This window comes from Anaerococcoides asporogena (assembly GCF_029590275.1).
Classification (GTDB): domain Bacteria; phylum Bacillota; class Clostridia; order Clostridiales; family Clostridiaceae; genus JG1575.
Genome location: NZ_CP120965.1, coordinates 3,262,162 through 3,276,142 on the forward strand (window position 1 = coordinate 3,262,162; position 13,981 = coordinate 3,276,142).

General features: G+C 51.7%; 11 protein-coding genes and 1 other annotated feature. Of the genes, 7 read left to right on the top strand and 4 right to left on the bottom strand.

What is annotated here, in order from left to right; translation table 11 throughout:
• Positions 1-104: 104 nt before the first annotated feature.
• On the bottom strand, positions 105-863 hold the full coding sequence (locus P6M73_RS14925; protein WP_277853812.1) for a DUF975 family protein: 759 nt from the start codon (positions 861-863) through the stop codon (positions 105-107).
• 425 nt (positions 864-1,288) lie between these two features.
• Between P6M73_RS14925 and P6M73_RS14930 the strand changes: the two genes are divergently transcribed.
• Positions 1,289-1,546, top strand: a complete 258-nt coding sequence (locus P6M73_RS14930) for a hypothetical protein (protein ID WP_277853813.1) — start codon at positions 1,289-1,291, stop codon at positions 1,544-1,546.
• Between the two features lie 265 nt (positions 1,547-1,811).
• Positions 1,812-2,026, top strand: a binding site (T-box leader).
• 94 nt (positions 2,027-2,120) lie between these two features.
• Positions 2,121-3,506 (top strand): asparagine--tRNA ligase, encoded by a 1,386-nt coding sequence (gene asnS, locus P6M73_RS14935; RefSeq protein WP_277853814.1) that lies wholly within the window; start codon positions 2,121-2,123, stop codon positions 3,504-3,506.
• Positions 3,507-3,692: 186 nt separating this feature from the next.
• Here asnS and P6M73_RS14940 read toward each other — a convergent pair whose 3' ends face one another.
• Together P6M73_RS14940 and P6M73_RS14945 are read right to left on the bottom strand one after the other, a co-directional pair.
• Positions 3,693-5,222: an IS1182 family transposase gene (locus tag P6M73_RS14940; protein ID WP_277853815.1), complete on the bottom strand. Its 1,530-nt coding sequence runs from the start codon at positions 5,220-5,222 to the stop codon at positions 3,693-3,695.
• Between the two features lie 378 nt (positions 5,223-5,600).
• Positions 5,601-6,440, bottom strand: a complete 840-nt coding sequence (locus tag P6M73_RS14945; protein WP_277853816.1) for a DegV family protein — start codon at positions 6,438-6,440, stop codon at positions 5,601-5,603.
• Positions 6,441-6,602: 162 nt separating this feature from the next.
• Between P6M73_RS14945 and P6M73_RS14950 the strand changes: the two genes are divergently transcribed.
• Positions 6,603-7,202, top strand: a complete 600-nt coding sequence (locus tag P6M73_RS14950; protein ID WP_277853817.1) for a TetR/AcrR family transcriptional regulator — start codon at positions 6,603-6,605, stop codon at positions 7,200-7,202.
• A gap of 371 nt (positions 7,203-7,573) precedes the next feature.
• On the opposite strand, the gene P6M73_RS14955 is transcribed toward P6M73_RS14950, so the two are convergent.
• The gene (locus P6M73_RS14955) at positions 7,574-9,028 is read right to left on the bottom strand and encodes a leucyl aminopeptidase (protein ID WP_277853818.1); all 1,455 of its coding nucleotides are present in this window, start codon (positions 9,026-9,028) and stop codon (positions 7,574-7,576) included.
• A gap of 453 nt (positions 9,029-9,481) precedes the next feature.
• Between P6M73_RS14955 and P6M73_RS14960 the strand changes: the two genes are divergently transcribed.
• From P6M73_RS14960 to P6M73_RS14975, 4 genes are all read left to right on the top strand, one after another.
• On the top strand, positions 9,482-10,330 hold the full coding sequence (locus P6M73_RS14960) for a DegV family protein (protein ID WP_277853819.1): 849 nt from the start codon (positions 9,482-9,484) through the stop codon (positions 10,328-10,330).
• Positions 10,330-10,803 carry a PadR family transcriptional regulator gene (locus tag P6M73_RS14965; RefSeq protein WP_277853820.1) on the top strand — a complete coding sequence of 158 codons (474 nt, stop codon included), beginning with the start codon at positions 10,330-10,332 and terminating at the stop codon, positions 10,801-10,803. The genes P6M73_RS14960 and P6M73_RS14965 overlap by 1 nt, the downstream gene beginning before the upstream one ends.
• Before the next feature lie 1,041 nt (positions 10,804-11,844).
• Positions 11,845-13,002 carry an ABC transporter substrate-binding protein gene (locus P6M73_RS14970; protein ID WP_277853821.1) on the top strand — a complete coding sequence of 386 codons (1,158 nt, stop codon included), beginning with the start codon at positions 11,845-11,847 and terminating at the stop codon, positions 13,000-13,002.
• 91 nt (positions 13,003-13,093) lie between these two features.
• Positions 13,094-13,978 carry a branched-chain amino acid ABC transporter permease gene (locus P6M73_RS14975; RefSeq protein WP_277853822.1) on the top strand — a complete coding sequence of 295 codons (885 nt, stop codon included), beginning with the start codon at positions 13,094-13,096 and terminating at the stop codon, positions 13,976-13,978.
• Positions 13,979-13,981: the final 3 nt, after the last annotated feature.

Sequence of the window (13,981 nt, forward strand, 5' to 3'; positions counted from 1 at the left end):
TTGCCTTTTTATTGCACTGGTGGCTGAATCATTGGTTCGTTCCCTTGATTCACCAGATGCCTGCTTCCGTTGAATCTGGGTTGTGACCGATTGGTTCGAGGTTCCTAATACTGCGGTGTGGTATCCCTGATCCAGTCATTGAAGATGCCGGCAGTGGTCTGGGATTCGTAGGCCTTGACGAAGGGCGTGCCCAGTCCGAAGGGGATCGAGCCCAGGATGTACCAGCCGATGAAGGACAGCCCCAGAACAAACAGACTGGCTTTCTTACCGCTGGTGAGGAGCCGGCTCTGGGCAAAGGCCTCTTCCGTGGGAATCTCGGGATTGCGGCAAAGCAGGTACGGGATCATGCTGTATTCGTAGGTCTTGATGATGCCCGGAATGATCAGGAGAAGCGACCACAGGATTATGCGCAGCGTCATGGTAAACATGGTTTTTACGATGTTCAGGTAATGGGGTGAGCGGAATGCCCACAGCAGTTCCTTGATGTCACCTGGTTCCTGGCCCAGGTCATTGGCTCTGAAATACTGAATCGCACCCAGGGACAGCGGAGCCAGCACAAAGGCGTTGAATGCCAGTCCAAGGGCCATCACGATGAGGAATAGGGGGAGAATGATACCGACCGCCGGGAGAATGTTTTCTCTCAGGAAGTTAGCCGCTCCGCCATAGGGAATGATTTGCCCGGCCTGGTTCATCATCCGGTCGCCTATATCCGGATCAGCCTGAAAGTTGCGGTTGTTTGTCCGAAAATTAATGACATCCTGGCCCGTGCTGATCATGAGAACGACGGCCACCAGGGCAGAGATGAGCCATTTCCCCTTTAAATTAATCTTGGCTCTGGTCTTATAGAAGATCCGATCAATCACTTTATTCCACCCCTTATTATCGATACTTTATATCTAAGCAGCGATGATTGCTGTTCAAAAGTAATTATAGCTATCATCAATTAAAAATACATGAACTGCAGATTATTTCCACATGAATCCACCCGTTGCCAGGCCGTCGATTCGTCAGGAAATCCCCCTTCCTGTCATTGGTCTGCCCTGGCTGTCTGAAAAACCGTTGGTTGCGCCTCTGAGTGAAACAGGGCCAGAACGATCTGCGCTATGATCATTCTGAGAATAAACTGATTTTTTTCATTTTTTCATGAAAATCCTCTGGATCTGTGGTATGGTAAAAAAAAACGCCTGCTTGCCGGATGCTGATGGATCCCTGGCATGATCTGTACGAAGTTGAGCCTGACCAAATCCTATGATAGCGACCCGGGCGGCAATACAAGGGGGCATTGAAGATGGATGATGTGAGAAAAACCAATTCAACAAAAGAAAATCTTCTGAAAATCATGCTGATCACCATAACTCTGGCAGCAGTGGCCGGATCCCGATTGGGCCTGCTGGACCTTCTGGTGAAGCGGGTTCTGATTGTGCTGTCTCTGGGCGGCATGGCGGCTTTGACCACCCATCAAAGAATTCGAACGGAAGGCTTCTCCCTCTCGGCCCTCGTTCATCTGGTGGTTTTTCTGGTGCTGGCCGTGCTGTTAGTCCTGTAGCATTATAAGTATTAACCAAGATCAATCCGGTCGTTCCGGAACTCACCCTGACACCCGCCGGAACGGAAGGCTCGCCTTCGATTCCGGCGGGTTTACCGGTGGATCCCAACACCTCAGAAATTCCAGCACAGAATTCCAGGCTGTCTTTACAATTAATTTCCATCCATTTTCTATTTACAAAGAAATTTCCCTGAGGCGGCAGGATCGTTCTCCGACATCTTGATTTCACCTTTTCCCTCGTGTATCATAGGTAGGAAACCAGATAGCAAATGCGAAGAACGGAACGAGTACGTGAAGTCCTGCCTCCAGAGAGCCGGCGATGGTGGAATGCCGGCAGCAAGGATCACCGAAAGAACGACCGGGAGCAGCCATTCCGAACCAACAGTAGGTCTGGACGTTCATCACGTTACGAGTCAGAGAGGAATGACTTTTTTGTCATTTCAATTGGGTGGTACCACGATCAAATGCTTCGTCCCTTTAGCGGACGGGGCTTTTTTATTTGGTCCCGACCGTCCATCTGCTAATGATTTTAATCAGATATTTCGGGAAGAATCCCAAACAGGAGGTAAAACTAATGATCAGTGTCAAAGAACTGTATCGCGGCCCGCAAGAATTTGGCGGCCAGGTCATCGAAGTGTCCGGCTGGATCCGGACCATGCGCGTATCCAAGAATTTCGGGTTCATCGAACTCAACGACGGCACGTTTTTCAAGAATCTTCAGATTGTATTCGAGGAAGGACTGAATAACTTCGAGGAAGTATCCCGCTTCCCCATTGCCACCGCCATTTCGGTTCGGGGACAGCTGGTGCTGACGCCGGATTCCAAGCAGCCCTTCGAGCTGAAAGCCGAAAGCATTACCCTCGAAGGTCCGTCCAACTCCGATTACCCTCTGCAGAAGAAACGCCACAGCTTTGAGTATCTGCGCTCCATCGCGCACCTGCGGCCCCGCGGCAATACCTTCAGCGCCCTGTTCCGGGTTCGTTCCCTGGCTGCTTTTGCCATTCACCAGTTCTTCAACGAGCGGGGCTTTGTCTATGTCCACACCCCGATCATCTCGGGATCCGATGCCGAAGGTGCCGGAGAAATGTTCCGGGTCACCACGCTGGACCTGGCCAACCTGCCGCAACGGGAAGACGGTTCCCTGGATGCCGCCCAGGACTTTTTCGGCAAGGAAACCAATCTGACCGTATCCGGTCAGCTCCAGGGCGAAGCTTATGCCCTGGCCTTCCGCAACATCTATACCTTCGGTCCCACCTTCCGGGCGGAAAACTCCAACACCAGCCGGCATGCGGCTGAATTCTGGATGATCGAGCCGGAGATTGCCTTCGCCGACCTGAAAGACAACATGCAGCTGGCGGAAGACATGCTCAAGTACATCATCAGCTACCTGCTGGAGCACGCCCCCGAAGAAATGGCCTTCTTCAACCAGTTCGTCGATCAGGGGCTCCTGGAACGGCTGACTGCGCTGGTTAACTCCACATTCCGGGAAGTTACCTATACCGAAGCCGTGGAACTGCTGCTCAAGAGCGGCAAGGAATTCGAGTTCCCGGTGGAATGGGGCATGGATCTGCAGACGGAGCATGAACGCTATCTGACGGAAGAGATCTTCAAGGGTCCGATCTTTGTCACCAATTACCCGAAACAGATCAAAGCCTTCTACATGCGTCAGAACGAAGACGGCAAAACCGTGGCCGCCATGGACTGCCTGGTGCCCGGTGTCGGTGAGATTATCGGCGGATCCCAGCGCGAAGAGCGTTACGATGTCCTGATGGACCGGATCAAGGAACTGGGTCTGAATCCGGAGGATTACTGGTGGTACATGGACCTGCGCAAATACGGCTGCGCCAAGCACGCCGGCTACGGCCTGGGCTTTGAGCGCCTCATCATGTATGTCACCGGCATGTCCAACATCCGGGATGTCATTCCCTTCCCCCGCACCGTCGGAAACTGCGAATTCTAATCAATCGGATCCAAACCGGCAATGGAGCTGTTGCAAAACTAGGTAACTAGATGAGCAACAACTCCTTTTTCGTTATTCAGAACTAACAATCGTATGAACTTTTTGCTTAATTCTAAGAAAGCTTGTTAAGTGTGCTATTTTTATGCGCACTTAACAAGCCTTCGAGAAAATTAGGTCTCGCCTGACTTATGCTGTCTTTTTATAAAGGATTACACTCTTTTGCTGCTTTAAAATTTTGCTGTGGAGCTTGTTAAGGTTAATCCCCATAGCCATCAGGGTGATGTCCGAAACTATTTTTTTCAGGCTACAGTGTCGGAACCGTTCATAGCGAAGTCCATCTTTTAGCTTAGAGAACTGTCCTTCTGCTTGAATCGATCGGTTCATCCTCTGAATGACGCCATCTTCACTCGTGATATTTTCATGCGACTGCCGTCGGAACGCCTCAAAGGCTGGGGAGAATTTGATGGATTTACTGGTCGGTTCAGTCTCTTTTCGGCTCTTGATGCATTGCTTACTCAACGGACAACCACTGCATTCAGAACAACGGTAATTTCGGATGGTGTCTTCATAACCGGAATCATACCTTCGCACGGAGTCTTTCATTCGAATCAACTTCTTGCCATTTTTGCACAGATAAGCGTCTTCGCCCTCCAGATATTCCATGTTTTCTTTGCGACCGATATCTTCACGAACCTTTTTGGTTTTTGATTTTTCATAATTTGCTGGCTTGATGTAGGCTCTCAATCCATGCTCATCGATGTAGGCATAGTTTTCGACACTCTCATAACCGGCATCCAGGACGGCCTTATCCAGATAAGCTCCTAGCCGTGGCATCATCTGATTGAAGAAGGGGATCATGGTATGGAGGTCATTGCTTTTTTGACTGCCCATCACGCCGATGACGAATGCTCCGCTAGAGGCGAACTGGATGTTATAGGCAGGCTTGAGTTGGCCGTTCAGCATGTGGTCTTCTTTCATCCGCATGAAGGTGGCATCATGATCTGTTTTGGAATAGCTGTTTCGAACGCCCAGGATGCGCAGATGCTCACGATAGGCATGAAACCTTTCCAATACTTCTTTGTAGTGTTCGTAATCGCGCTGAAGCTGCGTTTTTCGTTTGCCGATGCCATAAACAAAGACAATATGCTCTTTTTTGCAGGTGTTTCGGATGTGGTCGAATTCCCTCTGCACCGTCTGTATGATCTCTTGGAGATTGCTTTTTTCGGGTAAACTAAGTTCCTTGATCATTCGCTCCGCCAGCTTTTGTTGATTCTTTTCGATACTTTTACGCCAGACAAACGTGTACCGGCCTGCCATCGACTCAATTTTTGTGCCATCGATAAAGATGCTTTCAAGGTCGATGTGGCCTTCTTCGATTAGCATCTCAACGAACTGGGTAAGAAGCTCTGTGGTGTGATCTTCCAACGAATTGCGGAATCGATTGATAGTGGAATGATCCGGTGCCTTATGACCTTCGAGAAGATAATGCGCTCGAACGTCATAAATACAAAAGTCTTCAATGCTGCGGGCGGTGAAAATTCCTTCGCTGTAGCAAAACAACAGGATCTTTAACATGGTCACAGGGTCAACAACCGGCTTTCTGCCACGACGGGAGCAGGTGCTTAAGATGGGTTCCAGATTCATCTTTTCAACAACATTGCACACCAGGCGGACCTTGTTATCTTCAGGAATGTAGGTCTCCACGTTAAAGTTCATTCTCAGTTGAAATGCAGGGACTTTTTGATTAAAATTAAAGTGAGTTAGATTTTGCATTGTAACTTAATTATAACTCACTTGAACTGGCTCTACGAGCCAGTTCAAAGCTTTTTCACAAACGAAAAAGGTCTATCGAAAATCCACTTGGGATCTCCGATAGATCTTTTTTATTGGGTGCAATTTTGCAACAGCACCTTCAATGTGATGGCTGACTGCTTGGATTTCTGCCGGGGTAGTCCCGGCAGCAACGCTCCCTGAGAGGATCAGCCCCCTTTCGCAGGAACCGCTGAGCCGGAACGGCCCTGAGCCGATCCAACCCCCGGACTCCATAAGATTCATGGGCTGAAATGAAACTATCAGGCTCTTTCACCGGCCGCATCAGGGTCTCTGCTTGACAAAACCGATGCCGACACTGCCTGCGCCGATGTGGGTTCCGATGATTCCGCCGATGCGGGAAACCTCATAGGGGACATCGGGATACGTCAGCTTAAATTTCAAGACGACTTCCTCAATATCTTTGCGGTCTCCGGTATAGCCCAGGAACGCCTTGTAACCGGGATCGATCCCATAGGCTGCCACCTGTTCAAACAGCATTTTAATCCCTGCCTTATGACCGCGGGCTTTGCCGGCGGTCACCAGGACTCCGTCCTTGAGTTCCACCAGCGGCTTAATGTTGAGCACCGAGCCAATGGCTGCCAAACTCTTGGGGATGCGCCCGCCCTTCTTGAGGTATTTCAGCGTATCAATCAGACCCACAATGGTTGTTCGATCCAGTAGCCGATTGATCTCCCGGACGGCTTCTTCCAGCGTCAGTCCGGCATCACGCAGACGTACGGCTTCCGCCACGATGACATTCTGGCTGAGGGTTCCCTGACGGGTATCGATGATGGTGACCCGCTCCGGATCTTCCAGCATTTTCTTCGCCAGTTCGGCGGAATTGACGGTGCCGGAGAGTCCGCCGGACAGGGCCAGAACGAGGATCGGCTCCCCCGGGTATTTCTGATAGAGATCCAAAAAGTCCTGGGGGGAAGGCTGGCTGGTCACCGGCAATTGCTCCGCTTTGGCCAGCTTGTCAAAGAACCGGGTGACATCCTCCTCTTCGTGCTGGATGATCACTTCATCGGCAAAGGTGATTTTTAGGTGGGCGATCTCAATCCCAAGTTCTTTCGCCCTGGTCTCTCGGAAATCGGATCCGGAATCCGTGATGATCTTAAACATGCCTTTCTCCTCTTGCTGCTAAAAACAACTGATGTCGAATTTGCGATATAATACATATTATAGGATTTGTCCACCGGTTTATCTATGACCAATTTGTTCGAAAGGTATTTTAACAGACGATTATAGAAATTCGTTGATAAATAGTGGTGTATGGGAGGCAGTATGGATCTGAGAGTAAAGCGAACGCAAAAGAATATCCGGGAAGCATTTATCAGCCTGGCTGAAAAAAAGAAAGTCGAACGGATGACCATCAAGGAACTGGCAGAAACTGCCATGATCAACAAGGCGACCTTCTATCTGCATTACCGGGATCTGGAGGATTTCATCTCCCAGCTGGAGAATGAAGTCATTGATGATATTCTCAGTGAAATTGGCCAGGCCGATTCCTTCTTCCGCCGGGTCGATGAATTTTTCGAACGGTTCACCGTTGCTCTGATTCGCAATCAGAAGCTCATGGTGATCCTTTATGACAATGACCGGACCAACTCGTTCCAGAACAAGCTGGTGATCAGCCTGCGCGAAAAAATCCTGGCGGAGAACAATCATCTGGAGTTCACCCCGGAAATGAACATCATTCTGACCTTCATGCTTCGCGGCGTCATGGATATCAGTCTCTACGAAGAGTTTGAGGATCCGGACGAAGTGTTCCGGGCCCTCTCAAACACCATCCGTGTGGTCACTGATCACTATCGTGCCCAGGTTCACGCCCGACGCAGGGAAAAAGCCCGGCAGCAGTCCGGCACCGGACGTGCCGATCAGTAAATCGAACGGATGCGTCTGAAACTCATATCCGAACCGTTTATCCGGGCAAATCATCCGACATCGTCCTTCGAAACGGCTGGGCCGGGTAAATGTGCAACCATCGATCAGAACAGTGTGTCCACGGAATATGCCCGGGCAGTACAACCAGGGCATCCGTCCAATCAAGCCAAATCGTTGCCGCTGCCCAGGCGCAGCAGAAGACCGGTCAGCGGTAATACACTGACCGGTCTTCTGTCTTGTGGTGATTGCTCAACGGCATCATTTTTTAGAGGACTGAATGCTCCCTGCTTTCTCAAGCCTTGTTCTGTTTCGTCACCTTTGGCAGTGGGCAGGGAAAGGTTTCAGGGAGAGGTTTCAGGAAATGACCGAAGCTAGCAGCACCTGGTCTGATCGTTATCGCCCTTGCAGAAATAGTAGAGGGACTGAACCGGAATGCCGGTTGCACCCGCCGGACGGTAGCCGTGGGGCGCGTCGTAGGCTGAAGTTCCGGCGATGTCCAGATGGATCCATTTCTTGCCTTCGGTGAAGTTCTCCAGGAACAGACCCGCGGTGATGGAACCGGCTCCGCCCTTGACGGAGTTGAGCAGGTCCGCCCGCTTGCCCTTAACCATGTCGCGATAGTCGTCATCGGCCGGCAGCTGCCAGACCTTTTCGCCGCCCAGGTCAGATGCCAGCTTGAATTCGTCCATCATCGCCTGATCGTTGGTGACCGCTCCGGTGTAATGGGACCCCAGGGCGACGATCACGGCGCCGGTCAGAGTGGCCACATCGATGATGCTGGATACATTCTCTTTGGTTGCCGTGTAGTAAATGGCGTCTGCCAATGTTACCCGTCCCTCGGCATCGGTGTTGCCAATCTCAATGGATTTGCCGGACATGGACCGGATAATGTCTCCGTTCTTGTAGGCTTCGCCGGAGATCATATTCTCGCAGGCCGCTACAACGGCGGTCACGTTCCGGTTCAGCTTGCTGGCGGCAATGGCGCTCATGGCGCCGATGACGGCTCCGGCTCCGCCCATGTCGGTATGCATGGCGGCCATGCTGGCAGCCGGCTTCAGAGCATATCCGCCGGAATCATAGGTCAGTCCCTTGCCGACCAGTCCGATGGTCTCCTGATCCTCGGAGGCTCCGCGGTAGCGCATGATGATAAGTTTTGGTTCCCGGGCTGAGCCTCTGGCCACCGCCAGGAATGCAGTCATGCCCAGTGCTTTGATCTCTTCCAGTCCCTTGACCTCAACTTCAACGCCCAGCGGGGTCAGAGCTTCCTGAGCCGCCTTGGCCAGAGTTTCGGGATAGATCGCTTCCGCCGGTTCATTCACCAGACTCCGGGTCAGATCAATGCCGTCCAGAATGTTGGAAATCTCCGCCAGGGCGGATGTTACCTTGTCTTCGGTTCCGGCCACGATCTGGAACGCAACCTCTTCGAGAACCGGCTTCTTCTTTTCCTGGCTCAGATACTTGTCAAACCGATAAGCGGAATGATAGAGTCCCTCGGCCGCTGCTTTTACCGCCGTGCGATAGCAGATCTGGGGAAATTTCGGCAGATCAACCGTCACCTGGGTCAGTCTGGCTTTGGCAGCTTCCGTGCCTGCCTTGTAGAAGGACTGACGGTATGCCTGGGCATCCAGCTTGTCTGCTTCACCCAGTCCAACCAGCAGCGTGTTGCTGCCGTGAAGCCCCAGGTCGAAGAAAATCTCTCCCTTGGCTCCGCTGAACAGCTCTCTTTCCTTGAGATAAGCAAACAGCTCTTCCATGCCCTGGGGCACGGTGTCCTTCAGGACCGGAAGAATCCGGGCTTCTCCGATCCGGCCAATTGAAAACTTCATACAACACCTCACTGTGTTTTGCAGACTGGTGCCTGATCCCGGCAGGATGCTCCGAACTTCCCTCAACCGGGGTTCGGCCCGCCGTCCGCGAAACAGCCTGCAAATATTTTGACTTACTCTCTCAGTATACTAAAGGCGCCTGGATTTGCCAGCATACAGTTACCGAAACTATGCTGTAGATTGCAGGTGAATCGTGACAGAACCGATTCGAGCATTCGAAGATCGACTGACACACCTTGGAAAGAGAGGAAAGATCACTTGGGCGAGTCCGACTGAGTAAAAACCGCGAATACGCTCGGTTACACTCTGTTTGCGTAAAATTTTCTTTACTATGACACGAACCTTCGCTAATATTGGATTATAAGCAATTACATGGTCCTAGTGTCTATTCGCACTACTGCTAACAACCGGCCAACGGCTGACAAAAGAAAATAAACGTAACGGAGTATGATTATGGAAAAGATTGGTATTATTACGGACAGCGCCTGCGACTTAAGGCCTCATCAGTACGACCCGGCCCTCGTCCGGATCCTTCCTCTGAAGATCGCCTTCTCAGACGGAGAATACAAGGACGGAGTCACCATCTCCGCCGAAGAAACTTACCGGCGCATGGACACCGAAGTTCCAAAAACCAGCCTTCCCGAAGGCTCCGATATGGATACCGCTCTGAACTATTTTATTGACAACGGCTTTACCCACATCATCGGCATTTTCATCTCCTCCGGACTCTCCGGAACCTTCAATGCCTTTCAGCAGTTCCAGGAAGATTTCAAGGATCGTCTGGTGATTGAAAGCATTGACACCAAGACCCTCTCCATGGGTGAAGGCATCATGATCCGCATGGCGGAACAGATGATCCGGGACGGAGCCTCCTTTGACGAGATCGTGCGGCAGGTTCGGGCAAAACGCGAAAAAATTGAAGTCTATTTTGTTCTGGATACCCTGGAGTATCTGATCAAGGGCGGCCGGATCGGAAAAGTATCCGGAACCATCGGTCAGCTGCTCAACATCCGGCCGGTCATTCATGTCAATGAAGAGGGCATCTACCATACGGTGGATAAGGCCCGCGGCAAGAAGCAGGCACTTCAGAAGATGCTGGGAATTCTGGAGAGCCAGCACCTGAAGGAAAACGGGGCCAATGTCTATGTCATGCATGGCGGCGTCCCGGCAGAGGGCGAAGAAGTCTTAGCCCAGGTCCGGAAGCTTGCAGGGATCAAAGAATCCTATTCCGATCAGCTCACCCCTTCCCTCAGTGTTCATACCGGAAAAGGACTCATCGGGTTGATCATCGAGGAACTCTGATGGACAAGTCAATCAAGGAAATGGAGAAGGAACTCCATGAGGAATACAAACGAAAGCTCAATCTCCTGAAAAAAGTCAAAGCCGAAAAGGAAGCCGTAGGACAGGTCTTTACCAAGGGCATTCTGCCCATCTACGTGTTCTACATCCTGACCCTTGGCCCCGCCAACGGAAACGATATTGCCAACCAGATCGCAGCCCATACCAAGGGCCACTGGGCTCCCTCCACGGGAGGCATCTATCCCCTGCTCAAGAAGATGGAAAAGCAGGGTTACGTTGAAGGCGTCGTATCCGAAGAGGGCCGGCTGCAGAAAATCTATACGCTGACCCCCCAGGGCTGGGAAGAATACGACCGAAAAAAAGAACTGCTCTTCGATAAAATCCATGACGCCCTGGAAGTCTTCCGCTCCGTCGCAAAGGAAATCTATGGCGTGGATGACGCCCATGCCCTGGGTCTGGAACCGGAGAACCGGTAATTCCAGTTTCCGTCAGGTCCTGATTCATTGAATTGCTCCGTGCAGGATCTAGACAAGATCCACTTGTTATTCACCGAAGATCCAAGTAAATACCATGAAGCAGACGATCCCCCGGATCGTCTGCTTGTTATTACAAAGTTTCTTTTCTTGCGCGGATCGCGACTCCTGACCCCCATCGCACTTCCCGGGACTCCTGACCCCCATCCCACTTTCCGGGACTCCTGACTTCTTTCTTTTGGCCGGAACGTCCAACTACTTTCTTCTGCCCGGAACGTCTAAGTGCACCCACCGGGTGCTGTATCGGTCCCTGATTCTCCGAGGGCGTGGCACGTTTCATCAGGGTTACTTCAGCTCGCAGGTAGAGGATCTTCAAATATCGTCCTTTCCTGCGAGCCGGATCATACAATTCCGATATGACTTAATAAGTTGTATGTTTATGCAAGCGGAAATCTTTCATCGAAATAACGATTTTTCGCTTTGGCGGCTCTCATAATGAACATATTTTATTAAATCCAGTGATTTTTATGATTCGAGAGTGGTTCTTCGCCTTTTTTTAATCATTCAATAAATGTGTTCTTTTTGTAAACGTATCATCAGTCACTTGCTAAAATTATCGGTACTTCAGCAGTTCATTATTTGTTTGATATCAAGACTTCTTTTGAAATACACATCTAATTTCTGATTGACAGTTCAGTTAATACAGTGTTAATATCCATTCATCACATCAAGTGAATGCATATCATACAGTGCCTTGACGAAAAACGACTGCACAACAGAACCATCCCCAGAGATCCGGAGAAGCTGAAAACCGGAGGTGGTTCGTGCTGATCGATCCTTTCCGAGCCGTTCGGCTGAACCTTTCAGTAAGCCGAACCGTCCGCCCCCGTTACCGGGCTGGGTTTGCCTGAACCCGTAAAGGCAGTTGCGGTGACGCAGCTGCAGCCTTAGAGTGGTACCGTGTTAAAAGCACCTCTATGCCGGCAATTCCGGATAGAGGTTTTTTTATACCCAAGTCAAAAAAATGAATCGGAGGAACAACCAATGAAAAAAAGTCTGAAAACTCTTGTTGCCGTAGTCCTTTCCACCATGACCCTGGCCGCCTGCTCAAGCGGAACCGCCGCAAGCTCCACGGTAAAGCTCGGACTCAACTACGAACTGTCCGGTGATGTCTCAACCTATGGCGCCGGCCTGGTTCAGGGCATTGAAATGGCCGTGGCTGAAATCAACGCTGCCGGCGGCGTGCTGGGCAAGCAAATCGAACTGGTCAAAGCGGACAACAAGTCCCAGACCGATGAAGCAGCCAATGTCTCAGCCCGCCTTGCCACCCGCGACAAAGTCGTCGCCATCCTGGGCCCTGCCACTTCCGGCAACGTCAAAGCTGCCCTGCCGGCTGCTCAGGAAAATAAAGTTCCTCTGATCTCAGCTTCCGCAACCGCTGCTGACGTAACCCTGGATTCCAACGGCAAGGTTCGCGAATATGTCTTCAAGACCTGCTTCAGCGATTCCTTCCAGGGCGTCACCATGGCCAACTTCGCGTTCAATGAACTGAAATTCACCAAAGCCGCCATCCTGCGCGACAATACCTCGGATTACTCCAAGGGTCTGACCAAAAGCTTCACCGAGACCTTCACCAAGCTGGGCGGATCCATTGTCGGCGAGCAGGCTTACCAGGCCAAGGATTCCGATTTCAAAACCCTTTTGACCTCCATCAAGGCGGCAAATCCGGAAGTCCTGTTCGTACCGGGCTACTATGAAGAAGTCGGACTGATCATCAAGCAGGCCAGAGAACTGGGACTGAACGTACCGGTCCTGGGCGCGGATGGATTCGATTCCCCCAAACTGCTCGAAATCGCCGGAGCTCAGGCGCTGGAGAACGTCTACTACTCCAACCACTACACCTCCAGCGATACCACCCCGGAAGTTGTCAAGTTCAAGGAAGCCTTCAACAAAAAGAACGGCAAGGACCCCGATGCCTTCAACGCGCTGGGTTATGACATGGCCTACATGGTCGCAGACGCCATCAAGCGGGCCGGCGCAGCCGATCCCGTCAAGCTTAAGGATGCTCTGGCTGCCACCAAGGATTTCAAGGGCATCACCGGCAATCTGACCATGGATGCTTTCCACAACCCGATCAAAGCCGTTACCATCCTGAAAGTAGAGAACGGCGTTCCCACCTATTTCCTGAAACAGCAGCCTTAAATCGGCCGCAGCCCTGACAGAATAAACACATGACCGATGCGGCTTATAACAGAAACACAGTCCCGCATGACGAAGACGGAGGTAAACCAAAATGGAACAATTGATACAGCAGCTGGTCAACGGGATTTCCCTGGGCAGCATCTATGCCCTGATCGCGCTGGGCTACACCATGGTCTATGGGATCATCAACCTGATCAACTTCGCTCACGGGGAAGTTCTGATGGTGGGTGCCTACATCGGGTTTGCCCTGACCGGAATCTTTTCCCTGCCCTTTCTGCCGGCTCTTTTGATCTCCATGCTCGTATGCGGCACCCTGGGCGTTCTGATTGAACGCGTGGCCTATAAGCCGCTGCGCGGCGGCTCCCGGATATCAGCCCTGATCACCGCCATCGCGGTCTCCCTGTTCCTGCAGTACGGCATGATGTACTTTGTCGGTCCCGAAAGCCGGACCTACCAGGATGTCCTCCCCGCTGCCCAGCTCAATGTTCTGGGCAGCGGAGCGGTCATCGACATCAAGAGTCTCTATATCATTGGAATCACGCTGCTGCTCATGCTGCTGTTAACCTACATCACGAACCGGACCAGGGTCGGCAAGTCCATGCGGGCTCTGGCTCAGGACAAGGATGCCGCGGAACTGATGGGCATCAATGTCAGCCAGACGATCTCCATCACGTTCTTCATCGGTTCGGCTCTGGCGGGAGCAGCCGGCGTTCTCATCGGCGTTTATTACAGCACCCTGAATCCGCTCATGGGCGCGACACCCGGACTCAAAGCCTTTGTATCCGCCGTCATCGGCGGCATCGGCGTGATCCCCGGGGCCGTCTTCGGCGGATTCTTCCTGGGCCTGGTCGAGACCACGGTCAGCGCTTCCGGCTTCTCCCTGTTCAAGGATGCCGTCGCCTTCCTGATCCTGATTCTGGTGCTGCTCATTAAACCCAACGGCCTGCTGGGCTTCCAGCACAGTGAAAAGGTATAGGTG